Raw genomic sequence first — 23,260 nt, forward strand, 5'->3', positions numbered from 1 at the left:
AATATGAGAAAATTAGGAATGAACGAACTAAGAACAGAGTTCTTAGAATTTTTTAAAGAGAAAAATCATAATATTTTAGAGAGTTTTTCATTAGTACCTGTCAATGATGACAGTTTACTTTTAATAAATGCCGGAATGGCTCCTCTTAAAGATTATTTTACAGGTATTAAAAAGATGCCTAGAAACAGAGCTGCATCGAGCCAAAAATGTATTAGAACTGCTGATATTGATATGGTAGGAAAGACAGCAAGACATGGCACATTTTTTGAAATGCTTGGAAACTTTTCTTTTGGAGATTATTTTAAGAAGGAAGCTATAGCATGGGCATGGGAGTTTATGACCAAAGTTATGGAGATAGATCCTGAGATACTGTGGGTGTCCGTATATGAAGAAGATGATGAAGCTTTTGATATCTGGCACAATGAAATTGGAGTTCCAAAGGATAGAATTGTAAGACTTGGCAAAGAAGACAATTTTTGGGAGCTTGAAGTTGGACCATGCGGACCATGTTCTGAGATATATGTAGATAGAGGCGAAAAATACGGTTGTGGGGACCTTGATTGTAAGCCAGGTTGTGAATGTGACAGATTTATGGAAGTTTGGAATCTGGTATTTACTCAGTTTAACAAAGACGAAAACGGGGTTTATCATCCATTAGAGCATCCGAATATTGATACGGGTATGGGGCTGGAAAGACTTGCCCTTGTAAGCGAAGATGTAAACAATATTTTTGAAGTTGGAGTAATTAGGAATATTATCTCAACAATAGAGGAGCTTAGCGGAAAAGAGTACAATAAAGATGAAAGAGTTGATGAGTCAATCAGGGTTATAAGTGACCATGTAAGAGCTATAGTATTCTTAGTTTCAGACGGTGTCGTTCCAAGTAATGAAGGTAGAGGTTATGTACTTAGAAGACTTATAAGAAGAGCAATAAGACATGGAAGGTTAATCGGTATTAATGACGAGTTTGTTACTAAAGTTGCAAAACCGGTTATCGACTCATATAAAGGCAATTATCCTGAAATCGAAAGAGATCAAGAGAGAATTTTCAAAATCATCATTGCTGAAGAAGATAAGTTTAGAGAAACTATAATCCAAGGTTTAGAGAGATTAAATAGTCTTATTGAAATGTACGACAAAAAAGCTCTAAAGACCATCGATGGTAAAGAAGTATTCAGACTTTATGACACTTACGGATTCCCACCTGATTTAACTAAGGAAATAGCTTCTGAAAACCAACTTGAAATCGATGAAACGGGATTCCATGAGATGATGAAAGAACAGAGAATGAGATCCAGAGAATCCAGACAGGACGACGGCGGTTTCCACTCTTCTGAAATCATTATCGAAACAGAACTTAAGAATACCGAGTTTACAGGTTACAATAATATGATGGAACAAGCATCCATTCTTGAAATCTACAAAGACGGAGTTATGGTAGAGTCTCTTTCTGAGGGAGATCAAGGGGCAATAATCACCGATAAAACCTGTTTTTATGCAGAGAGTGGTGGTCAAGTAGGCGATATAGGTACTATCAATACAACCGGTGGTAAAGCAAAAGTACTTGATACACAAAAAAATGCGAGCGGTGCTGTAATTCATTATGTTGAAGTAATGGAAGGAATTATAAGATCAAATGAATCTGCAGGACTATTGGTAGATGAAGATGCCAGAAAAGCAACCATGAAAAATCATAGTGCCACTCATTTATTACACAAGGCGCTTAGAAAAGTACTTGGAGAGCATGTCAATCAGGCAGGATCACTGGTTGATAAAAACAGACTTAGATTCGATTTCTCTCATTATGAAGCAATTTCTAAAGATCAATTAATGGAAATCGAGAGAATAGTAAATGAGTTAATAGAGAACAATCTAAAGGTTACTTTTAACGAAATGAGTTTGGTCGATGCAAATAAGATGGGGGCAATAGGACTATTCGAAGACAAATACAAGGACATTGTAAGAGTAGTTGCGATGGGTGAACAGTCCATAGAGCTTTGCGGTGGAACCCATGTTAATCAAACATCTGAAATCCAAATGTTTAAGATTTTATCTGAATCCGGTATTGCTGCGGGTGTAAGAAGAATTGAGGCAATAACAGGTCATAATGTATACAATTATTTAAATAATTTGCAAAATAATCTTGAGATTATTGCCGTAAATTTAAAATCGAACTTAAATGATGTGGTTAAGAGAAGCCAGCATATAGTCGAGGAGTTAAAAGAAAAAGAAAAACAGATAGAAAAAATTAAACTTAGCTTAAAATCTTCATCTATTGATGATATACTTAAAGGAGTAGCTGAAGTTCAAGGTATTAAAATCTTAACTCATAAATTCGATGATGTGGATATGGATACGCTGAAAAAACTTGGAGATCAGATTAGAGATAAAATAGGCTCTGCTGTAGTTGTACTTGCAAGTCAAATGGATGGAAAGGTAACATTTTTAGCGACTGTTACTAAGGATTTAGTTAAAGAGGGAATTAATGCCGGTAATATAGTAAGAGAAGTTTCTAAGATAGCAGGCGGTAATGGAGGCGGAAGACCGGATTTCGCTACTGCCGGTGGTAAAGATGTATCTAAAATAGGAGAAGCATTAAATACTGTTATCAAATTAATAGAAATGGGTATAAACAAGTAATAATTAGTAGGAGGATGCGACTGTGAACGATAAATTTAACGAAACTATGAAATTTGAAGCGCCAAAGGAAAAATCAGTCATAATTTCCGGCATCATTAAGTCTGTTTATGAAGCGTTGGAAAAAAAGGGATACGACCCTAAGAATCAAATTATCGGGTACATTTTATCAGGTGATCCGACATATATTACCAGTCATGAAAATGCAAGAAATATGATTAGACAAATCGATAGAGATGAGCTGCTGGATGAACTTTTAGATTGTTATCTGGAAGCTAGAGTAAAATAAACTAAGGAATTCGGGAATAGATTTCTATTCCCGAATATGTTAATTATGGAATATATTAAATTGGGCAGTACTGATATCGTTGTTTCTAAGCTTTGTTTTGGTTCCCTTACGATTACTCCTTTCCAAGGGAATCTTTCCATTGAAGATGGTTCAAAGCTTATTAAGTATGCTTATGACAAGGGTGTAAACTTTATCGATACTGCAGAACTATACGATAATTATAATTACATAAATAAGGCTTTAAAACTAATTGGAAGACAAAATTATATCATAGCTACTAAGACATATGCCTATGATGCCGAAGGAGCTCGCAAGAGTCTTGAAAATGCACTTAGGGAACTTGAAACTGATTACATAGATATATTTTTGTTACATGAACAGGAGTCTGTTCATACCATAAAAGGGCATTATGAAGCCATTGAGTATTTTGAAAAACAAAAACAAAAAGGGATTATCAGAGCTATAGGAATATCAACTCACAAAATAAGTGGAGTTCACGGATTCAATATGTATGATAATCTCGATATCATACATCCTATGATAAACTATACCGGATTGGGGATACTTGACGGGACCAGAGATGAAATGCTCGATGCCATAGATATCGCACATAAAAGAGGAAAAGGGATCTATGCAATGAAGGTTCTAGGAGGTGGCCACCATATTCCGGAAGTAGAAAAAGCTGTCAATTTTATTAGGAATATCGAAGCAATCGACTCCTATGCTATTGGCATGCAATCTGAAGATGAAGTAGACTGTAATATTATTTTAGTAGGTACAGGTAAATACCCCGAGAGGTTTAGAGACTCTTTAAGTAAAGTAAAAAGGCGTCTAATAGTTGCGGATTATTGTCGGGGTTGCTCAAAATGTGTCGAGATGTGTAGACATAATGGAATAGAGCTTATAAATGGACATGCATATGTAACAAAAAATTGTATTCTATGTGGTTATTGTGCTAATTATTGTCCTGATTTTTGCATTAAAGTAATTTAGATTATTAGTTTATTAAATTGATTTACAAATTTTAATTAGTTTTGAAAGAGTGAAAAAATGAAAAGAGTTGCAGGTTTGGATGTAGGTGATAAAACAATAGGAATAGCCATTAGTGATCCAATGAGGATTATTGCTCAAGGACTAACCACGCTTAGAAGAACTAAGCTTGACGATGATTTAGATGTGGTTTTAAAAATACTTTTAGAGCATGATGTTGAATTAATCGTAGTCGGAATGCCTAAAAACATGAATGATACCATTGGACCGCAAGCACAAAGGGTTATGAATTTTGCCAACAGATTGAGAGATAAATCCGGTATAGAGTTAATATACCAAGATGAACGTTTAACAACTGTTTCGGCAAATAAAGTTTTAATAGAATCCAAAGTACGTAGAGAAAATAGAAAAAAATATGTCGACAAGATAGCTGCGACTTATATTTTACAGACATATTTAGATAGGAGTTAAAATGAACAAAATTGAATTAATTGACGAATCCGGCAAAATAGAAGAGTTTCAAGTTATTGATACCTTCGGAATGGATGATAATGACTATGCTGTACTAATGCCGGTTGAGGACCACGACGACACAACCATGATATTGAGGATTGAGTACGGTGCGGATGGTGAACTGGTCTTGGTAAGTATAGATGATGACAATGAATTTGAAGATGCAGTTGAAGTTTATGAAGAATTGAAAAATGAGAAACTTCAGTAAGAGAGGTAGTAATGGATTTTAAATTAGCAAAAGAGATAATGCAAAGTGCAGGATACAAAGCTACAGGACAACGAAAACTGGTATTTGAAATACTGGAGCGTTACAATGAAGAACACTTAACACCGGAAGAGATCCACAAGTATGTCAAAAAGGAAAATGAGAATATTGGGATTGCGACAGTGTATAGGACCTTATTATTATTCGACAATCTTGGTATTGTACAAAAATTAAATATTGATGATAGTGGTGCTAGATATGAACTGGTTGAAGAACTTGAAGGACATCACCACCACCATTTAATCTGCTCAAAATGTTCAGGAGTTGAAGAAGTTAGAGTGGATTTACTGGATGAAGTAGAGAAAAAAATTGAAGAAAGTCATGGTTTCAAAATAGAAAATCATGAATTAAAGTTTTATGGTATTTGTAAGAATTGCAACGAAGAAGGAGAAATTTGTGAGTAAAAAAAGTAAAGAAAAGTTAAAAATAATTCCCTTGGGAGGATTAGCTGAAATAGGGAAAAACATGACCGTGGTTGAATACGGTAATGATATAATAATAGTCGATTGTGGATTGACATTCCCTGATGAAGACATGTTGGGGATAGATATAGTAATTCCGGATATTAGTTATCTGGAAAAAAATACGAAGAAAATAAAAGGGCTGATAATTACGCATGGTCATGAGGACCATATTGGAGCTATACCCTATGTATTAAAGAAATTGAATATACCCGTATACGGTACCAGACTGACACTTGGTTTATTAAAGAATAAGTTTCAGGAGCATAAACTGAATACAGATTGTTTAAATGAGATTCATGCAGGCACTCCATTTAAACTAGGTGTTTTTAAAATTGAACCGGTTCAAGCGTCACATTCTATACCGGACAGCGTATCTTTTGCAATAGATACACCGGTAGGTATGGTAATTTTTACGGGAGATTTTAAGATTGATTATACTCCAATTGACGGAGATTTAATGGATCTGCCAAGACTGGCCACACTAGGTGATAAAGGTGTATTGGCACTGCTGGCAGACAGTACAAATATTGAAAGAGAAGGATACTCCATGAGTGAAAGACATGTTGGAGAAACTTTTAAAGATATATTTGCGAGAGCTGAGTCTAGAATAGTTGTAGCAACATTCGCTTCAAACCTTCATAGAGTTCAGCAGGTAATCTCGGCATCCGAGTATTTTGGAAAAAAAGTAGCTATTTCAGGAAGATCTATGGTAAACACCATTGGAGTTGCACTGGAACTCGGTTATTTAAATGTAAAAGACGGAACTATTATAGATATTAATAATGTAAATAAATATCCGGGAGATCAGGTGGTAATACTGACTACAGGCAGTCAAGGAGAACCAATGTCAGCATTGTCACGAATGGCAAATGGAGATCATAGACAGGTTCATCTCGTACCTGAAGATACTGTTGTAATATCAGCATCACCAATACCGGGAAATGAAAAAACAGTTTTTAATGTATTAAACAAACTTACTGAAATCGGGGTTAAAGTAATATATCAAGCCTTGGCTGATGTACACGTATCCGGTCACGCATTTAAAGAAGAATTAAAGTTAATACACACACTTGTAAGACCTAAATACTTCATACCGGTTCATGGAGAACAAAGACATCTAAAACTGCATGCTAAGCTTGCTGTAGAGCTTGGTATGGAGGAAAAGAATATTGCTCTTGGAGCTAATGGTACGATTTTTGAATTGGATGACAGGGGCATTAATATTGCAGGAACAGTACAGGCAGGCAATGTACTTGTAGATGGACTTGGCGTAGGAGATGTTGGGAATATCGTCTTAAGAGACAGAAAACATCTATCTGAAGATGGTCTTTTAGTCGTCGTCATCACCATAGATAAACAGGATAAGTCTGTAATAGCAGGTCCTGACATAATCTCAAGAGGATTTGTGTATGTAAAAGAATCAACAGATCTAATGGACGATGCTAAAAAAGTAGTAGAGAAAACACTGGAAAAATGTGGAGATAAAAATATAACGGATTGGGGAACTTTAAAATACAATATACGAGATGCACTGAAAGGGTTCCTATATCATGAAATAAAGAGAAATCCAATGATTTTACCAATAATCATGGAAGTTTAATCTGGAGGTATTTATGAATATATATGATAAGGCTCATGAGCTGGCACGTGAACTTAAAAATTCGGAAGAGTTTCAAGAATATAAAAAATTAAATGCTGAAGTTATGCAAAATGAAAAGCATAAGGAAATGATTGAGGACTTTAGGGCAAAAGTTATAGATTTTCAATTAAAGAACTATGGTAAAGATGATCAAAATCCTGAAGAACTTGAGAAAATTCAAACTCTTCAAAATGCATTGATGATGAACTCGGAAATCTCAAAGTTTTTAATAGCTGAACTTAGATTTTCTCAAATGTTTGAAGACATAAATAAAATCATAGTTGAATCAATAAAATTGGACGAATAATAATGACGGGTATTTGCGAACCATATATAGTAGATTATCTAAGGGGTCTTTATTCAGATCAAGACCCCTTTTTATTGAGTTTAGAGGAGTATGCAGCCAGGTATGAAGTCCCAATAATAGAAAGGGAATCATTAGCACTTCTTGAACTGATGGTTAATTTAAAAAATCCAAAGAGGATTCTCGAGATTGGAACAGCTATCGGATATTCTACAATTGCAATGGCTAAGATTTCATCTAATGTGATTATTGATACCATAGATATTGACGAAGAGAACCTTAGTGTGGCTCAACTAAATATAGCAGAAGCCGGATATGATAATAGAATATTTCTGCATTATGGAGATGCAAGTGATGTATTAGATAATTTAAAAGAAAAATATGATATGGTATTTATAGATGCAGCTAAAAGTCACTACAGGGAGTATTTTGATAAATGTTTAAATCTGGTCAATGATAATGCACTTATCATTTCTGACAATGTACTATTTAAAGGCCTTATAGCAAATGATGAACTGGTCAATAGAAGAGCTAGAACTCTAGTAAGAGCTATGAGAAATTATTTGGAATTTTTAACTCATACCAAAGGCCTAAGCACTTCTGTATTACCGGTAGGTGACGGAGTGGCAATAACTAAGATAGATTTAAAAGAATTGGAAATTGAACCGGAAAGGAAATAAATTTGAAAAAAGTAGAATTATTGGCTCCTGCAGGAGATTTGTTAAAACTTAAAACGGCGATAGAATACGGCGCCGATGCAGTTTATTTAGCGGGAAAAAACTTTGGTCTTAGAACTGCATCTAAAAACTTCACTGATGATCAGATAAAAGAAGCAACCGAGTATTGTCATAGCAGAGGAAAGAAGATATATATCACTATGAATATAATTCCCCATAATTCCGATTTGGTGGGTATTGGGGAATATGTAAGAACGCTTGAAGAAATCGGAGTAGATGCAGTTATAGTCTCAGATGCGGGTATGGTATCGATTATTAGAAGAATTACCAAGACTCTGCCGATTCATTTAAGTACACAGGCAAGTGTAACAAATTATGAAACTGTAAACTTTTGGTATGATTATGGTTTAAGACGTGTGATACTCGCAAGAGAATTATCACTTGACGAGATAAGCGAAATAAAACAAAATATACCGGATGATATGGAATTAGAAATGTTTGTACATGGGGCAATGTGTATATCTTATTCCGGTAGATGTCTATTGAGTAATTATATGGTAGGTAGAGATGCTAACCTTGGAGATTGTGCGCATGCTTGTAGATGGAAATACAGTCTGGTAGAAGAAAAAAGACCTGGTGAGTATTTTCCGATTTCGGAGGATGAAAGCGGAGCCTTTATACTAAACTCAAAAGACCTATGTCTACTGGACGGTTTAGATAGAGTCCTCAAAACAGGTGTGGACAGCATTAAAATAGAAGGTAGGGTTAAGAGTCAATACTATGTTGCAACGGTCGTAAGGTCGTATAGAATGGCTGTAGATGCATACTATGAGAACAGACTTACTCCGGAACTTGCTCAGAGTTTAATTACTGAAATAAGAAAAGCTTCTCATAGAGATTTCACAAGCGGGTTTACTTATGAACAGCCCGATGAGAATGCACAGATTTACGGATCTTCATCCTATATAAGGAATTATGACTTTGTAGGTGTCGTATTGGATTATGATATTGAATCCAAGATGGCAACTGTCGAACAGAGAAATAAAATTGAAGTCGGAGATAAATTAGAAATCTTTGGACCGAATATAGAGCATTTTGATTACGAAGTAGTAGAGATGAAAGATAAAAATGGCAAGGACATAGAATCTGCACCTCATGCACAACAGATTATTAAACTAAAAATAGATCATGAGGTCAAACCATGGTATATGATAAGAAAGCCAATCTAAATATGATAAAAGATTTTTATTGGATATATAATTAAAAATTATTGTATTTAGTAAATATATATGTTATACTATTTAGGCATGTAAAACGGGTGTTCCTCTGCTCGGTTGTAAGGGTATGAACATTGTAAGAAAAGGAGGGTTTTTACAAATGGATATTATAAGACAAATTGAAGATGCTCAACTTAGAGAAGATAAACTGGATTTCAATACCGGAGATACTGTTAGAGTACACTACAGAATCAAAGAAGGTACAAGAGAGAGAATCCAGACATTTGAAGGTACCGTACTTAAAAAACAAGGTACAAACTCTAGAGCTACTTTTACAGTAAGAAGAATATCATATGGTGTTGGAGTAGAAAGAACATTCCCAATCCACTCACCTAGAATTGAAAAATTAGATATCTTAAGACGTGGTAAAGTAAGAAGAGCTAAGTTAAATTACCTAAGAGAAAGACAAGGTAAGGCAGCTAAAGTTAAAGAAAAGAAAGCATATTAAAAATTGGGACTTGTCCCAATTTTTTTATTTGGAGGTATACATGAATATTAACTGGTATCCGGGACATATGAAAGTAACTATCGATAAACTTAAAGAATCGCTTAGACTCGTAGATATTATTGTAGAGATTATCGATGCAAGAATACCGCTAAGCAGTAGGAATCCTAAGTTAGATAGTTTAATTGGCGATAAGCCCCGAATAATAATATTAAATAAAGCGGATCTGGCAGATCCCAATGAAAATGCTAACTGGAAAAAGTACTTTGAATCCAAAGGATACGGGGTTCTAATCGTAGATGCACTTAAAAATAAGGGGCTTGAAAAATTAAAACAAGTTTCAGAACTTCAACTAACAGAAAAAAGAGCAAGAGACGGAAGACGAAATATTATAGACGAGACTATAAAAATGATGATCGTAGGAATACCAAATGTCGGTAAATCAACGATTATCAATACACTAACCGGTAGACGTGGAGCAAAGGTGGGAAATAAACCGGGTGTTACAAGATCAAATCAATGGATTAAATCCAGAGACGGACTTGAATTGCTCGATACTCCGGGAGTACTGTGGCCAAAATTTGAAGATAAAAGAGTGGGACTAAACCTGGCTTATACAGGTGCAATTGAGGATACAATACTGGATACGGAGGAGATCGCTCTTAAGCTAATAGAAAGGATTAACTCGATTAATCCAAAGCTATTAAAAGACAGATACAAGATTGAAACCGACGGCTTGAGTCCTTTGGAAATCATGGAAGAAATCGCAAGGAAAAGAGGTGCACTTTTAAGAGGTGGACTATTAGACTATACCAAGGTGTCTATGATAATTTTAACTGAGTTTAGAAGCGCAATGATTGGAAGAATAACACTTGAGAGGGTTAGCGATGGAATATTGTATTGAGGATGATATAGTAGAAAGACTTGTTTGCGGCATTGATGAAGTTGGAAGGGGCTGTTTGGCAGGTCCTGTCGTTGCAGCTGCCGTTATTATGCCCGGTGACAATAGAATAGTCGATGTCAATGATTCGAAAAAAATATCTAAAAAAAAGAGAGAAAGATTAGATGCTGAGATCCGCAAATCGGCACTCGCTTACGGAATTGGCATAGTTGATGAAAAAACAATTGACAACATTAATATTAAACAGGCAACCAGGGTTGCTATGAAAATGGCTCTGGAAAATTTAGTGTTGGATTATAGATTAAATCCTGAAATAGTACTGATTGATTTGGAAGAAATAGACACTTCATTTCCACAAAGGGCTTTAATTAGAGGAGATTCTATCAGTTATAATATTGCCTGTGCTTCGATTTTAGCAAAGGTATATAGAGACTCGTTATTTATAGATTTTAGCAAGCAATATCCAGGATATTCATTTGAAACGAATATGGGTTACGGAACAGCAGCGCATATTAAAGGAATAGACGAATTTGGAATTACACCAATACACAGGATGAGTTTTCTTGAAAAGATTCTAAAGAGGATGGACTGATGAGTTTAGATATCGGTAAGAGGGGCGAAGATCTTGCAGTTGAATATCTGACGAAAAAAGGAATGTTAATAATAGACAGGAATTACAGGATACCTATGGGTGAGATTGATATTATTGCCGTCGAAGGTGATATACTCGTATTTATCGAAGTAAAGACCAGGTCATCGGATGCATTTGGAGCTCCTTCAGAGTTTGTCAGTCCCGACCAAAGAAGAAGGATAATTTGCACAGCAGAGATATACATGAAGACAAAGAATTTAACGGATATGCAGCCAAGATTTGATGTTTGTGAGATATATTCTAACTCAGGTGATATTAATTATCTTGATAATGCATTTCCTTATGTTTAAAACTATATTAAAACCTTGACCCATTTTTTATAAGATATTAATAAGATGTGATATTTAATTAAATATATGGGTATATAAGGATTAGAGAATAATTTTTTTATTCGATAATCAAGGAGGTATAAAATGAAAAGAGAAGATGTAATAAAAATTATCAATGATTCAGTAAGTAATTTAAATCCTGATGAATATGAGTTAAGTGGCAAGGAAATGACCGATTGGCTAAGTGAAGAAGCTGAAAAAAGAGGTCTTTATGAGATGGCTGAAGGTGTATGTAACGAAGATGGAGTACCATGGTGCAGTATAGAGTTTACAGAGGAAATTGCAAAGTTAATAGACTCTAAGAAAAAATAGTACTTAGAGATTTTATCCACTAGATTTATCTAGTGGATTTTTTTGATTTAAATCATTTCCGTGTAAAATTTATTTAAGAAAGATAATAAAATATTAGAGTAATATGCATGCAATGCTATATTCGCAAATTGCAGAAAATTAGTAAATTTGTTAAGATTAAAGGTAATGACTTAATGGAGGTATATATGTATTCAAAATTAACTACATGTGTTCTTATGGGACTTGATGGATATGATATAGAAGTTGAAGCTGATATCGCAAAGGGGTTGGCTAATTTTACAATAGTCGGTTTACCTGACACTTCGATTAAGGAATCAAAGGAAAGGGTAAGATCGGCAATAGTTAATTCAGGACATAGATTTCCACTGGGAAGGATCACAATAAATCTGGTACCGGCTACTCTAAAGAAAGAAGGATCTCAACTTGATCTTGCAATCGCTATTGCAGTTCTGGATGCTATAGGAGTAATAATTCCGGAGATTAAAAAGGAATTAATTTTTATTGGAGAATTGTCACTTGATGGACGTTTAATGCCTATAGAAGGTGCATTGCCAATGATTATAGCGATGCGAGAAAGGGGGTATAGGGATTTTATAATTCCAAGAGACAATGCGAGAGAATGTTCTCTAGTAGAGGATGTAAATCTATATCCTGCAGACAGTTTAAATCAAATTGTAGATCATCTAAATGGGGAAAAGTTATTGGAGGTACATATTTCCGACTTAAACTTTGATTCAAAAGAGATAGTTTATGATTTGGATTTTAGTGATATTAAGGGTCAAGAGGACTTAAAAAGAGCACTTGAAGTAGCAGCTGCGGGAGGGCATAATGTTTTAATAATCGGACCCCCCGGTGCAGGTAAAACTATGGCGGCAAAGAGATTACCGACCATACTGCCATCCTTAAGTTTTGAAGAGTCTATAGAATGTACTAAAATTTACTCCATAAGCGGATTACTTGGAGAAGTTGGACTTGTGGAACAAAGACCGTTTAGAGCACCACATCATACTGCATCAGCTGTATCTTTGATAGGTGGTGGAAGGATACCGAAACCGGGAGAAGTGAGTTTGGCACATAATGGAGTACTTTTTCTGGATGAGTTACCGGAATTCAGTAAGCATGTACTTGAAGTATTAAGACAACCTATGGAGGATGGAATTGTAACTGTATCAAGAGCAAATGCGACTCTAACCTATCCTTCCAATTTTATGCTGATAGGATCGATGAATCCATGCCCATGTGGAAACCATGGAAATCCACTGGTTGAATGTACATGTACAAATCAGATGATATCGAAGTACTTAAATAAAATAAGCGGACCGTTACTGGATAGATTTGATATACATATTGAAGTATCTCCCGTTCAGTTTTCAGAACTTTCCGACAGGGCAAATGGAGAGAGTTCAGATGAAATTAGACAAAGGGTCAATAGAGCGAGAGATATACAAATAAAAAGGTATAAAGATGAAAAGATAATTAATAACGACAGACTAAGTTCCAGACAAATAAAAAAATATATTAAGCTATCACCAAATGTTGAAAAAATAGTTTCTATGGCTTTTGATAAGTATAATTTCTCAGCGAGAAGTTTTACCAAGATACTAAAAATATCCAGAACTATAGCTGATCTGGATTCTTCTGAGGATATAACAGAAACACATATCTTGGAGGCTATACGTTATCGGAGTCTAGACAATAAGTATTGGGGGTAACTGATGTCAAAGGGTGAATCATTACTTTATTTAAATGCCATTGGTTTAAATCATGACGAGTTAAAATATATAACTCAAAAATTTGAAGATCCTTTTAAAATTATTGATGATGTAAAAAATCTCAATGAGGAAATTCGAATTGAGTCAAAAATTAAAGAAAAAATAATTCAAGAATCAAAATTATTTGATTTGGATAGATATGTAAATTACATGCATTCAAATGATATTTCGTACACGACAATCTATGATAAAGAATATCCGGAAATACTTAGGTGTATTGACGACAGTCCAAAGCTGTTGTATATTAAAGGTTGTCTTGAAGACAAAAGACCGGGGCTGGCAGTTGTAGGTTCGAGAAAGTGTACCGATTACGGTAAATGGGCTGCTGAAAAGCTCGTATCGGATCTTAGTGATTACGGAGTTAATATAATTTCGGGGCTGGCTTTAGGTATCGATAAAATAGCACATACCACTGCAATAAAGTCAGGATTGAAGACGATAGCTGTACTTGGCTGTGGTGTAGATATGGTGTACCCTGCATCCAATAAAGGGGTTTATAATGATATAATAAATGGAAATGGTGCAATTATTTCTGAATTCAGACTTGAGACACCGCCACTGCCTTATCACTTTCCATTGAGGAACAGAATAATATCAGGTTTAGCTCTAGGTTTGATTATAATTGAAGCCAAAGAGAAATCAGGCACCTTAATAACTGCAAACTATGCAGCTACTCAAGGGAAAGAAGTCTTTAGCTTGCCCGGAAATATCAACAGTATTTACAGCAAGGGCACAAATGCTTTAATTAGAGACGGTGCAAAAATAATTACCGATGTAATGGATATTGTAGACGAGCTTCCTGAGCTTCCAAGAAATACGTGAGAATATTAAGATGATAGACAAAGATCTCTCAAGACTTAGTGAGAATGAAAAAAAGGTATACGAAGTTATTGTTCTTAAACCTATGAGCATTGATGAAATCAGTCAAGTTGTGAATATGCCTATAAGTCTATTGATGAGTGTAATTACGATGTTGGAATTAAAAGGGATAGCAACCGAAATAGATAATAAATGGAATATAGTATTTTGATTTTATATAATTTGGAACGGGGAGATAATATTGGCAGATAATTTAGTAATAGTAGAGTCGCCGACAAAAGCAAAGACCATAAGTAAAATGTTGGGATCCAGGTACAAAGTCGTTGCAACTGTCGGACATTTGAGGGATTTACCTAAAAGCAAAATAGGTGTTGATATTGAGAATAATTTTGAACCTCAGTATATAAATGTTAGAGGTAGAGCGCCCAAGATAAATGAGTTAAAAAAACAAGCAAAAGCTGCAAAAAAAGTTTATCTTGCAACCGACCCCGATAGAGAAGGAGAAGCTATATCATGGCATCTAGCGTATTTGTTGGGTTTGGATATAGAAGAGGCTAATAGAGTTGAATTTAAGGAGATTACCAAGGACTTCGTAAAGCATTCAATAAAGAATCCAAGAAAAATCGATATGCAGTTGGTTAATGCTCAGCAAGCCAGAAGGGTTCTGGATAGAATCGTAGGATATAAATTGTCACCGATTCTCTGGAAGAAGATTAAGAACGGACTATCAGCAGGTAGGGTTCAATCAGTAGCATTAAAATTAATCTGTGATAGAGAAGAAGAGATACGAAACTTTGTACCGGAAGAGTACTGGAGTATTGAAGCTCTTTTTAATAAATCAAATATAGATTTCAAGTCAGCTTACTATGGTGAGTTGGTGGATGGAAAAGAAAAGAGAACAAATAGAATCACGGATTCCAAAAGTGCTGAAGCCATCATAAAAGGACTTGATGCAAACAAGTTTGAAATATTTGATATTGAGAAAAAAAGCAGAAGGAAGAATCCCTTTATGCCATTTACCACAAGTACACTACAGCAGGAGGCAAATAAAAGATTAAACTTTTCCACTTCCAAGACTATGAGTGTTGCACAACAGCTTTATGAAGGTGTGGACATAGGTAAGGAAGGAACAGTGGGTTTAATTTCGTATATGAGAACGGATTCAACGAGGCTTTCTTCTGCAATAGTCGGTGAAGCAAAGAATTACATCGTTAGTAATTATGGTGAAAAATACTCAAATGGCGGCAGAACCTTCGAGAAAAAGAAAGCCGGTTCTCAAGATGCTCACGAAGCTGTTCGTCCAAGTTCAATATACAGAGATCCAAAATCATTAAAGAAATACCTTTCAAAAGATCAGATCGCTCTTTATGAGATGATTTGGAATAGAACTGTTGCATCGCAGATGAAGCAAGCTATTTATGAAGTTACTACGGTCAAATTCAACTCAAACGACAGATTATTTAGAACCAGTGGAAATATAATGAAGTTTGACGGGTTTATGAAGATTTGGACAACTGCTGAAAAACAGTCTGAATTACCGGAGTTTAAAATCGGTGAAGTATTAAAACCCAAAAAAATTGAGAAAAACCAGCATTTTACTAAATCGAAAGCAAGATATACCGAAGCTTCATTAGTTAAAGCACTTGAAGAAGATGGAATAGGCAGACCGAGCACATACTCGTCGATAATAAAAAACCTTCTGTCCAGGGCTTATGTGGAATTGGAGAATAAACAATTTGTACCCACCCAGATTGGAGAAAATGTCAACAGCCTTTTAGCTAAACATTTCTCAGAGATAGTAAATGAAGAATTTACTGCCAAGATGGAAAGAGGACTGGATGATATTGTCGATGAGAAAACAGATTGGAAAAAACTTATATCAGATTTTTATTCAGGATTCGAAGTACTCTTGGATAAGGCCATTAAGGATTCAGGAGACTATAAGATAGAAGATGTCGTGCTGGATGAAAAATGTCCGGAATGCGGTAAAAATCTAGTCGAAAAAACGGGACGAAATGGAAAATTCATTGGATGTTCAGGCTTTCCTGAATGTAAATACACAAAATCCATAATAATCGGAACTGGTGTGGAATGTCCAAAATGTGGTCATGAAATAGTAGAGAAGATTTCCAAGAGAGGTAAATTGTTCTATGGATGCAGCAATTATCCATCTTGTGATTACGCTTCTTGGAATAAACCGACCGGCGAAAGATGTCCTAAGTGTAATGATTTATTGACTAGAAAGAAAAATAGATATGGTGATTTCATAGTTTGTAATAACGAAAATTGTGATTTCGAAAAACCTAATAAGTAGATAAATTATTAAAAAAATGTAACAATTCACTAAATACCATCTAAATTGTATGCGTTTTGATGATTTTTAATGAAGTAAAATAGGAGGCTATATAAAGTACATGATATAGCCTTTTTATTTATGAATAAATGTGAAGGAAATATCAATAATAACCATCGTATTACCAAGTGTGAATGTTATGAAATGAAGCATCTCAATGTATAATATCACATAGAAATTAATCTAAAATTAATGTAAATTTTCTTGACTTTTGTTTCCGTTTATTATATTCTTAGAGCGATTGCGAAAGGATGTGGTTGAAATATTTGCAGAAACACATAAAGAAATAGCAAGAAATATCAACAAAGAAATTTCAAGATTATATAATATAGAATTAGATGAAAAAAGATTTGTGTGGGGTTCGGTAGCTCCTGATTATAATCCCAAATACAAGCTTCATAGACATTATGCTGATGAAAGCTTAGACTTTATAGTAAATGAAATAAAGAAATTAATTTTCTTAGGTAGATTTATAGATATAGATAATGAGATTTTTGATGGTTTATCAAAAAAGCTCTTTAGCAGAAAACTGGGTATAATTTCACATTACCTTTCTGATTTTGTCTGCAGACCACATTATGAAAGATGGACTTTTCAAGAAGCTATGATAAAACATATTAGCTATGAAAAGAAACTTAATCAGATTGCAGAAGGATACAAATTTAAAATAAACGGTATTGAAGATATTGAACTTAGAACCGATGAAAATGGAAAATTCGACATAAATCAAATAGTCCTTGATTTTGTCAACAGAGTAATAGATGAATATTCTATGAATCCGGGCTATGATCAAGATTTACAATTTGCTTTTAATTTAAATCTTAGAATGTCATATTTTGTTCTAGATACAATAAAACTATACAATCTGGAAAGAAATATACAAAAAGCATTTGTATTTTAGTATATTATGCGTCAAAAATGAAATTCATTTTAGACGCTTTTTTTGTCCATTTCCTACTGTTATGTCTAGATTAAATATAATTTGTGTTAATTTTTTTAATTGTTTAATAAGAAAATAGATTAAAAATACAAGAAATTTATTTAATTTTGTAGTATAATGATATAACAGCTAGGAGGAGAGCAGATGGCACTACCAATTAAAAATATTAAAAAGCTACATAAAAGTCTGGAATACAACTTTTTATATAATAATGACTTAAACTCGATGCATCTGCTTCTTTCAATGCTTGAAAACGAAGTCAGATTAAAGAAGTTAAGACCCAAGTATATCTGTATGACGAGCATAAAGAGATCTCTTAAGAGGACTCTTAAGTACAGAAGAGATAGGGATTTGATTATAAGAACTGTAAATAAATTGATAAATGACGATGTCAACAGACTTGAACTTTCGATTTATATAGAGTCCTATTCAAGCGGATATCAAGAAGATGAATGGGCAAATAAATTAGAGAGCTTGGCAGTAAAGACCTTGCCTCTGGAAGATATATGTCAGAAGTCGATACTATTTAATGAATCAAAAAACCCGGATGTAGTAAAACTCAGAAATGAATTGTACAATCATCTTGATTCAGACAATATCTTAAATGACAGAATTAAGAGAATAGCATTTACTTATTGTGAAAAAGTTATAAAGAAAAAGATCTACTCAATAAATGATAATTTAGATAGACAGTTGATGATAAGCTATAATGATAGCGATAAAATAGTAAATGATGAAGAATTTCTTACCATACCTGAATTAACCAATATTTATCAAAAACTTATGACATCATATATCAAAAGTATTTTAAGGATTTATAGATCATCATATTGGTATGGTATCAATGACAGAGTATTAAACAGGTATTAATGATAAAAATCTCTCCGAGGAGAGATTTTTAAAATTAAGGAGATATTTATGATAATATTGGGAATAGACCCCGGGATAGCCATTGTCGGATATGGGGTGATAGAAGTCGATGGCAATAAACTTAATATGCTCGAATATGGCTGTATAACAACTTCTTCCAAGTCAGATATACCTACGAGGCTTAGAGTAATATACGAAGAGTTAATAGATATAATAGATGAACATAAACCCGATGAGATGGCTATTGAGGAGTTATTCTTCAACAAGAATGTGAAAACGGCAATAACGGTTGGTCAAGCGCGCGGAGTTGAGATTCTGGCCGGTGTGAACAAAGGCTTGGACATTTATGAATATACTCCGCTACAAGTCAAACAAGCCATTGTTGGCTACGGAAGAGCAGAAAAACATCAAATACAAGAAAATGTTAAAATGATATTGAATATGAAACAAATCCCAAAACCCGATGACGCTGCTGATGCATTGGCAATAGCAATTTGTCACAGCTTTTCACTTAGGTTTAAGGATTTATATAGGATGAAATAGGAAATAAAAGGAGAAAAAATGCTGGATTACATAATTGGTGATATAAAACGTATTGGTGAAGATTATATAGTGCTGGATAACAATGGGATTGGCTATTTAATTAATACTTCTTCATATTCTATATCAAACTTTACACTATATGAAACATATCTGGTTCATACCCATATGGTAGTAAGGGAAGACGCAATTCTGCTCTATGGTTTTTATGATGATGAAGAATTGGAAATGTTTAAACTCTTAACTACCGTTAGTTCCATCGGTCCCAAAATCGGACTTGGCATACTATCTTCACTTTCCGTTTCTACCATTTCAAAGGCAATTCGTACAAATGATATCAATATTCTTACAAAAGCACCCGGAGTTGGAAAGAAGACTGCATCCAGGATTATTTTAGAATTATCTGACAAGATTGCAAAGATGAACTTTAAAGAAGATGCTGAAACAGTAGAAATAACGAAAATGGATGATGAAATTGAATCTGCAGTTGAAGCACTTACAAATCTCGGGTATATTAGAAGTGATGTATTAAAAATAATTAGATCTCTAAATACTGAGAACATGGGGATAGAAGAGATAATAAAACAATGTATCATCAGGCTTGCAAGATAGGTTTATCTCTTATTTGAAACAAGGAGTTTAAAATGGATAAAAATGAAAGAATAATCGGAGGTTCAGGGATTAGAGAAGATGAGGAGATAGAAACTACCCTTAGACCCAGATGGATGTCCGATTATATCGGTCAAGATAAGGCAAAAAATAAACTTAATATATTTATAAAGGCAGCTAAGCAAAGACGAGAACCAATTGACCATATACTATTGCATGGTCCCCCGGGACTGGGGAAAACAACTCTTGCCGGAATTATTGCAAATGAGATGGGAGTAAATATAAAGATTACTTCAGGTCCAGCAATAGAAAGGCCTAGTGATCTTGCCAGCATACTTACCAATTTGACAACTGGAGATGTACTTTTTATAGATGAAATTCACAGGATTAATCGAAGTGTTGAAGAAGTCTTGTATCCCGCTATGGAGGACTTTGCACTTGATATAATAGTAGGCAAGGGGCCTAGTGCAAGAAGCCTTAGAATTGATTTAGATCATTTTACGCTAATTGGTGCCACTACCAGAGCAGGACAACTTTCTTCACCTTTGAGGGACAGATTTGGAGTGCTATTGAATCTTGAAATCTACAATGAAGACAGTCTTAAGACCATTGTCAAGAGAAGTGCAGGGATTCTCGACGTACCGATTGACGATTTCGGAGCTTCTGAAATAGCTAAAAGGTCTAGAGGAACTCCTAGAATTGCCAATAGACTTTTGAAGAGAGTTAGGGATTATTCTGAAGTTATGGGTGATGGTCATGTCAATCAGGAAATGAGTAAAGAAGGTTTGGATATTTTAGAAATCGATGAGCTTGGACTGGACCATACAGATATCAGAATAATTAAGACGATAATCGAGAATTTTGGCGGTGGCCCTGTCGGTATAGATACAATTGCTGCGTCAACAGGCGAGGAGAGTATAACGATAGAAGATGTATATGAACCTTATTTATTGCAAATCGGTTTTTTGACCAGGACACCGAGAGGAAGAGTTTTAACCAAAAAAGCCTATGAGCATTTGGGTTATAGATATATGGAGAAATAATGAGAACTGAAGATTATGATTTTTATTTAGAAGAAAGTAGAATTGCTCAGCATCCAATAGATAAAAGAGATAAATCCAAACTATTGGTACTGAGAAGAGATACAGGAGATATAGAGCATAAGAGGTTTTATGATATAAAGTCTATCTTAAGACCTGGAGATGTACTTGTTATCAACGATACAAAGGTCATCCCAGCAAGATTATTCGGTCATAGGAAAGATAAGACGGAAACCATTGAAGTGTTGATGCTTAAGAGAGTTGAAAAGGATCTTTGGGAAGCGCTCGTTAGACCCGGCAAGAAGATGAAGATGGGTTCTGTCGTTTATTTTGGCAATGGAGAATTGAGCTGCGAAGTAAAAGGAATAACCGATGATGGAACCAGATTGGTCGAATTCGTGTATGAGGGGATATTTGAGGAGAGACTGGATGAACTGGGAGAGATGCCTTTACCTCCTTATATTAAAGAAAAACTTCAAGAAAAAGATAGATATCAAACAGTATATGCCAAGCAAGATGGATCTGCAGCTGCACCAACTGCAGGACTGCATTTTACGCCTGAGTTAATTAAAGAAATAGAAGATATGGGAGTTAAAATAGTCAATGTCACTCTACATGTAGGCTTAGGAACTTTTAGGCCGGTAAGTGTCGAAGATGTAAGTGAACACAAAATGCATAGCGAGTACTTTAATCTGCCTAAAACTACCTGTGATGCCATCAATGATGCCAAGAAAAATGGTAGAAGGATAATTTCCGTAGGTACAACAACTACCAGGACACTGGAGTCTGCAATAAGGGGAAAAGAGGTCCTCGAGCCTATGAGTGGAAATACAGATATATTTATATATCCAGGTTTTGAATTTAAGGTAATCGATGGACTTATAACTAACTTTCACCTTCCAAAATCAACTCTATTGATGCTTGTGAGTGCATTTTCAACTAAAGAGAGAGTTTTTAAAGCTTATGAAGAAGCGATTAAAAATGAATACAGATTTTTTAGTTTTGGTGATGCAATGTTAATTATTTAGTAGAGGTGATTGGAAAAAATGAATTTTAAATTTGAATTAAAGAAAACTGATACGAAATCAAAAGCAAGATTAGGTAAAATATATACAGCTCATGGTGAAATAGAAACTCCTGTTTTTATGCCGGTCGGTACAAAAGCGACAGTAAAGACCATGACTGTTGATGAACTATACGATATGGACACTCAAATAATACTAGGTAACACTTATCATCTATATCTTAGACCTGGTCAGGATATCATCAGAAAAGCCGGCGGCTTGCATAAGTTTATGAACTGGAATAGACCAATTTTAACCGATAGTGGTGGATTTCAAGTATTCAGCTTAAGTGACAATAGACATATAACCGAAGAAGGCGTTGAGTTTAGATCGCATATTGATGGTGCTAAACATTTTATTTCGCCGGAAAAATCTATGGAAATACAAAATGATCTAGGATCCGATATAATAATGGCCTTTGATGAATGCGTGCCATATCCTGCTGATTATGAATATACTGAAAACTCTCTACACAGAACTATAAGATGGCTAAAAAGATGTAAAGATTACCATAAAAAGGAAAATCAAGCTTTATTTGGGATAGTTCAAGGTGGGATGTACAAGGATTTAAGAAAACTTAGTGCAGAGCTTACAACTGATATTGATCTGCCTGGATATGCAATTGGTGGACTTAGTGTAGGGGAACCCAAGGATTTAATGATTGAGATATTGGAATATACAACAGATTTTCTACCTACAGATAAGCCCAGGTATTTGATGGGAGTAGGTTCGCCGGACTATTTGTTTGAAGCAGTAGAACATGGAATAGATATGGCAGACTGCGTATTGCCGACCAGGATTGCACGAAATGGTACGGCTTTGACTTATAATGGAAGAAAAGTAATACGAAATGCAAAATATGCTGAAGATTTTAGACCGATTGATGAAAACTGTAATTGTTATGCTTGTCGAAATCATACCAGAGCTTATATTAGACATCTCATCAATGTTAATGAAATATTGGCGTCAAGACTTCTGACAATTCACAATCTATACTTCCTTTCCGATTTGATGAAAAACATCAGAATAGCGATTAAGGAAGATAGGTTTTTAGAATATAAAGAAGAATTTTATAATAAATATGGATATAACGATTAAAATAGGTTATAATAGTATAAGATTGTAAAAAATATCTAATTGCTTTTTATTTGCGTAAAAGGTATTTTCTCAAGATATAGATTTTATTATTTTGGGTATCTAGATAAAATAAAAAGGAGTGATTAAATGCCACAATTAGGACAATTCGCATCGCTACTACCTCTAGTACTTGCACTTGTGTTTCTTTATTTCTTCATGATCAGACCACAGAAGAAAAGAGAAAGAGAAGTTCAGGAAATGAGAAGTGGTTTAAGAGTAGGGGATGAGATTTTAACTGTCGGTGGAATTAAAGGTAAAATCATTAAAGCCGGAGCAGATTATATTACTATCGAGACTTCAGGAAAAACAAGAATTGAGTTTACCAGATCAGCAGTCTATAAACTTCTAACTGATGAGGAAAAAAGGGCAGCAGTTGAGGAAGAAGTCGTTATAGAAACTGAAGAAGATAATGAATAATAGCT

General features: G+C 34.6%; 27 protein-coding genes. All 27 read left to right on the forward strand.

The features are described 5' to 3' along the window. The first annotated feature begins 3 nt into the window (after window positions 1-3). A complete protein-coding gene (alaS, locus tag VZL98_04445) occupies window positions 4-2,640 on the forward strand; it encodes an alanine--tRNA ligase (GenBank protein WVH64194.1) in 2,637 nt (878 codons plus the stop codon). Between the two features lie 22 nt (window positions 2,641-2,662). Then, entirely contained in the window at window positions 2,663-2,926 is a 264-nt protein-coding gene (locus tag VZL98_04450) for an IreB family regulatory phosphoprotein (protein ID WVH64195.1), read from the forward strand. 45 nt (window positions 2,927-2,971) lie between these two features. Beyond that, window positions 2,972-3,919 (forward strand): aldo/keto reductase, encoded by a 948-nt coding sequence (locus VZL98_04455; protein WVH64196.1) that lies wholly within the window; start codon window positions 2,972-2,974, stop codon window positions 3,917-3,919. A 57-nt stretch (window positions 3,920-3,976) separates the two neighbouring features. Continuing rightward, entirely contained in the window at window positions 3,977-4,387 is a 411-nt protein-coding gene (gene ruvX / locus VZL98_04460) for a Holliday junction resolvase RuvX (protein WVH64197.1), read from the forward strand. Window position 4,388: 1 nt separating this feature from the next. Beyond that, window positions 4,389-4,637: a DUF1292 domain-containing protein gene (locus tag VZL98_04465; GenBank protein ID WVH64198.1), complete on the forward strand. Its 249-nt coding sequence runs from the start codon at window positions 4,389-4,391 to the stop codon at window positions 4,635-4,637. Window positions 4,638-4,648: 11 nt separating this feature from the next. Beyond that, the gene (locus tag VZL98_04470; protein WVH64199.1) at window positions 4,649-5,098 is read left to right on the forward strand and encodes a Fur family transcriptional regulator; all 450 of its coding nucleotides are present in this window, start codon (window positions 4,649-4,651) and stop codon (window positions 5,096-5,098) included. Then, the gene (locus tag VZL98_04475) at window positions 5,091-6,758 is read left to right on the forward strand and encodes a ribonuclease J (GenBank protein ID WVH64200.1); all 1,668 of its coding nucleotides are present in this window, start codon (window positions 5,091-5,093) and stop codon (window positions 6,756-6,758) included. Before VZL98_04470 ends, VZL98_04475 begins: the two co-directional genes overlap by 8 nt. A gap of 13 nt (window positions 6,759-6,771) precedes the next feature. Further along, complete coding sequence (locus tag VZL98_04480; GenBank protein ID WVH64201.1) at window positions 6,772-7,104, forward strand: YlbF family regulator; 333 nt, start codon at window positions 6,772-6,774, stop codon at window positions 7,102-7,104. 2 nt (window positions 7,105-7,106) lie between these two features. Beyond that, window positions 7,107-7,781: an O-methyltransferase gene (locus VZL98_04485; protein WVH64202.1), complete on the forward strand. Its 675-nt coding sequence runs from the start codon at window positions 7,107-7,109 to the stop codon at window positions 7,779-7,781. A gap of 2 nt (window positions 7,782-7,783) precedes the next feature. Beyond that, complete coding sequence (locus tag VZL98_04490) at window positions 7,784-9,007, forward strand: U32 family peptidase (protein WVH64203.1); 1,224 nt, start codon at window positions 7,784-7,786, stop codon at window positions 9,005-9,007. A gap of 148 nt (window positions 9,008-9,155) precedes the next feature. Then, window positions 9,156-9,503 carry a 50S ribosomal protein L19 gene (rplS, locus tag VZL98_04495; GenBank protein WVH64204.1) on the forward strand — a complete coding sequence of 116 codons (348 nt, stop codon included), beginning with the start codon at window positions 9,156-9,158 and terminating at the stop codon, window positions 9,501-9,503. A gap of 40 nt (window positions 9,504-9,543) precedes the next feature. Continuing rightward, window positions 9,544-10,404 (forward strand): ribosome biogenesis GTPase YlqF, encoded by an 861-nt coding sequence (ylqF, locus tag VZL98_04500; protein ID WVH64205.1) that lies wholly within the window; start codon window positions 9,544-9,546, stop codon window positions 10,402-10,404. Next, window positions 10,388-10,993 (forward strand): ribonuclease HII, encoded by a 606-nt coding sequence (locus VZL98_04505; protein ID WVH64206.1) that lies wholly within the window; start codon window positions 10,388-10,390, stop codon window positions 10,991-10,993. The genes ylqF and VZL98_04505 overlap by 17 nt, the downstream gene beginning before the upstream one ends. Continuing rightward, the gene (locus VZL98_04510; GenBank protein WVH64207.1) at window positions 10,993-11,343 is read left to right on the forward strand and encodes a YraN family protein; all 351 of its coding nucleotides are present in this window, start codon (window positions 10,993-10,995) and stop codon (window positions 11,341-11,343) included. Before VZL98_04505 ends, VZL98_04510 begins: the two co-directional genes overlap by 1 nt. A gap of 123 nt (window positions 11,344-11,466) precedes the next feature. After that, the gene (locus tag VZL98_04515) at window positions 11,467-11,694 is read left to right on the forward strand and encodes a hypothetical protein (GenBank protein ID WVH64208.1); all 228 of its coding nucleotides are present in this window, start codon (window positions 11,467-11,469) and stop codon (window positions 11,692-11,694) included. 185 nt (window positions 11,695-11,879) lie between these two features. Next, window positions 11,880-13,406 (forward strand): YifB family Mg chelatase-like AAA ATPase, encoded by a 1,527-nt coding sequence (locus VZL98_04520; protein ID WVH64209.1) that lies wholly within the window; start codon window positions 11,880-11,882, stop codon window positions 13,404-13,406. A 3-nt stretch (window positions 13,407-13,409) separates the two neighbouring features. Next, the gene (gene dprA, locus VZL98_04525; GenBank protein WVH64210.1) at window positions 13,410-14,288 is read left to right on the forward strand and encodes a DNA-processing protein DprA; all 879 of its coding nucleotides are present in this window, start codon (window positions 13,410-13,412) and stop codon (window positions 14,286-14,288) included. Between the two features lie 10 nt (window positions 14,289-14,298). Beyond that, a complete protein-coding gene (locus VZL98_04530; GenBank protein WVH64211.1) occupies window positions 14,299-14,496 on the forward strand; it encodes a helix-turn-helix domain-containing protein in 198 nt (65 codons plus the stop codon). A 30-nt stretch (window positions 14,497-14,526) separates the two neighbouring features. Continuing rightward, a complete protein-coding gene (gene topA / locus VZL98_04535) occupies window positions 14,527-16,599 on the forward strand; it encodes a type I DNA topoisomerase (protein WVH64212.1) in 2,073 nt (690 codons plus the stop codon). 292 nt (window positions 16,600-16,891) lie between these two features. Then, a complete protein-coding gene (locus VZL98_04540; GenBank protein WVH64213.1) occupies window positions 16,892-17,539 on the forward strand; it encodes a zinc dependent phospholipase C family protein in 648 nt (215 codons plus the stop codon). Window positions 17,540-17,722: 183 nt separating this feature from the next. After that, complete coding sequence (locus tag VZL98_04545) at window positions 17,723-18,448, forward strand: hypothetical protein (GenBank protein ID WVH64214.1); 726 nt, start codon at window positions 17,723-17,725, stop codon at window positions 18,446-18,448. 48 nt (window positions 18,449-18,496) lie between these two features. After that, window positions 18,497-18,991, forward strand: a complete 495-nt coding sequence (gene ruvC, locus VZL98_04550) for a crossover junction endodeoxyribonuclease RuvC (protein WVH64215.1) — start codon at window positions 18,497-18,499, stop codon at window positions 18,989-18,991. A gap of 18 nt (window positions 18,992-19,009) precedes the next feature. Next, window positions 19,010-19,600, forward strand: coding sequence for a Holliday junction branch migration protein RuvA (gene ruvA, locus VZL98_04555; protein WVH64216.1), 591 nt, complete (start codon window positions 19,010-19,012; stop codon window positions 19,598-19,600). Between the two features lie 32 nt (window positions 19,601-19,632). Further along, entirely contained in the window at window positions 19,633-20,640 is a 1,008-nt protein-coding gene (gene ruvB, locus VZL98_04560) for a Holliday junction branch migration DNA helicase RuvB (protein ID WVH64217.1), read from the forward strand. Next, window positions 20,640-21,665, forward strand: a complete 1,026-nt coding sequence (queA, locus tag VZL98_04565) for a tRNA preQ1(34) S-adenosylmethionine ribosyltransferase-isomerase QueA (protein ID WVH64218.1) — start codon at window positions 20,640-20,642, stop codon at window positions 21,663-21,665. The genes ruvB and queA overlap by 1 nt, the downstream gene beginning before the upstream one ends. 18 nt (window positions 21,666-21,683) lie before the next feature. Next, window positions 21,684-22,799 carry a tRNA guanosine(34) transglycosylase Tgt gene (gene tgt, locus VZL98_04570; GenBank protein WVH64219.1) on the forward strand — a complete coding sequence of 372 codons (1,116 nt, stop codon included), beginning with the start codon at window positions 21,684-21,686 and terminating at the stop codon, window positions 22,797-22,799. Between the two features lie 126 nt (window positions 22,800-22,925). Continuing rightward, window positions 22,926-23,255: a preprotein translocase subunit YajC gene (yajC, locus tag VZL98_04575; GenBank protein WVH64220.1), complete on the forward strand. Its 330-nt coding sequence runs from the start codon at window positions 22,926-22,928 to the stop codon at window positions 23,253-23,255. The last annotated feature ends 5 nt before the right edge of the window (window positions 23,256-23,260 follow it).

It is taken from the genome of Peptoniphilaceae bacterium AMB_02 (genome assembly GCA_036321625.1).
Lineage (GTDB): Bacteria > Bacillota > Clostridia > Tissierellales > Peptoniphilaceae > Microaceticoccus > Microaceticoccus formicicus.

What these genes read in the sequence shown, in the direction of transcription:
- alaS (WVH64194.1), top strand. Translation starts at nt 4, where the DNA reads ATGAGAAAATTAGGAATGAACGAACTAAGAACAGAGTTCTTAGAATTT.
- VZL98_04455 (WVH64196.1), top strand. Translation starts at nt 2,972, where the DNA reads ATGGAATATATTAAATTGGGCAGTACTGATATCGTTGTTTCTAAGCTT.
- ruvX (WVH64197.1), top strand. Translation starts at nt 3,977, where the DNA reads ATGAAAAGAGTTGCAGGTTTGGATGTAGGTGATAAAACAATAGGAATA.
- VZL98_04465 (WVH64198.1), top strand. Translation starts at nt 4,389, where the DNA reads ATGAACAAAATTGAATTAATTGACGAATCCGGCAAAATAGAAGAGTTT.
- VZL98_04470 (WVH64199.1), top strand. Translation starts at nt 4,649, where the DNA reads ATGGATTTTAAATTAGCAAAAGAGATAATGCAAAGTGCAGGATACAAA.
- VZL98_04480 (WVH64201.1), top strand. Translation starts at nt 6,772, where the DNA reads ATGAATATATATGATAAGGCTCATGAGCTGGCACGTGAACTTAAAAAT.
- VZL98_04485 (WVH64202.1), top strand. Translation starts at nt 7,107, where the DNA reads ATGACGGGTATTTGCGAACCATATATAGTAGATTATCTAAGGGGTCTT.
- rplS (WVH64204.1), top strand. Translation starts at nt 9,156, where the DNA reads ATGGATATTATAAGACAAATTGAAGATGCTCAACTTAGAGAAGATAAA.
- ylqF (WVH64205.1), top strand. Translation starts at nt 9,544, where the DNA reads ATGAATATTAACTGGTATCCGGGACATATGAAAGTAACTATCGATAAA.
- VZL98_04505 (WVH64206.1), top strand. Translation starts at nt 10,388, where the DNA reads ATGGAATATTGTATTGAGGATGATATAGTAGAAAGACTTGTTTGCGGC.
- VZL98_04510 (WVH64207.1), top strand. Translation starts at nt 10,993, where the DNA reads ATGAGTTTAGATATCGGTAAGAGGGGCGAAGATCTTGCAGTTGAATAT.
- VZL98_04515 (WVH64208.1), top strand. Translation starts at nt 11,467, where the DNA reads ATGAAAAGAGAAGATGTAATAAAAATTATCAATGATTCAGTAAGTAAT.
- VZL98_04520 (WVH64209.1), top strand. Translation starts at nt 11,880, where the DNA reads ATGTATTCAAAATTAACTACATGTGTTCTTATGGGACTTGATGGATAT.
- dprA (WVH64210.1), top strand. Translation starts at nt 13,410, where the DNA reads ATGTCAAAGGGTGAATCATTACTTTATTTAAATGCCATTGGTTTAAAT.
- VZL98_04530 (WVH64211.1), top strand. Translation starts at nt 14,299, where the DNA reads ATGATAGACAAAGATCTCTCAAGACTTAGTGAGAATGAAAAAAAGGTA.
- VZL98_04545 (WVH64214.1), top strand. Translation starts at nt 17,723, where the DNA reads ATGGCACTACCAATTAAAAATATTAAAAAGCTACATAAAAGTCTGGAA.
- ruvC (WVH64215.1), top strand. Translation starts at nt 18,497, where the DNA reads ATGATAATATTGGGAATAGACCCCGGGATAGCCATTGTCGGATATGGG.
- ruvA (WVH64216.1), top strand. Translation starts at nt 19,010, where the DNA reads ATGCTGGATTACATAATTGGTGATATAAAACGTATTGGTGAAGATTAT.
- ruvB (WVH64217.1), top strand. Translation starts at nt 19,633, where the DNA reads ATGGATAAAAATGAAAGAATAATCGGAGGTTCAGGGATTAGAGAAGAT.
- queA (WVH64218.1), top strand. Translation starts at nt 20,640, where the DNA reads ATGAGAACTGAAGATTATGATTTTTATTTAGAAGAAAGTAGAATTGCT.
- tgt (WVH64219.1), top strand. Translation starts at nt 21,684, where the DNA reads ATGAATTTTAAATTTGAATTAAAGAAAACTGATACGAAATCAAAAGCA.
- yajC (WVH64220.1), top strand. Translation starts at nt 22,926, where the DNA reads ATGCCACAATTAGGACAATTCGCATCGCTACTACCTCTAGTACTTGCA.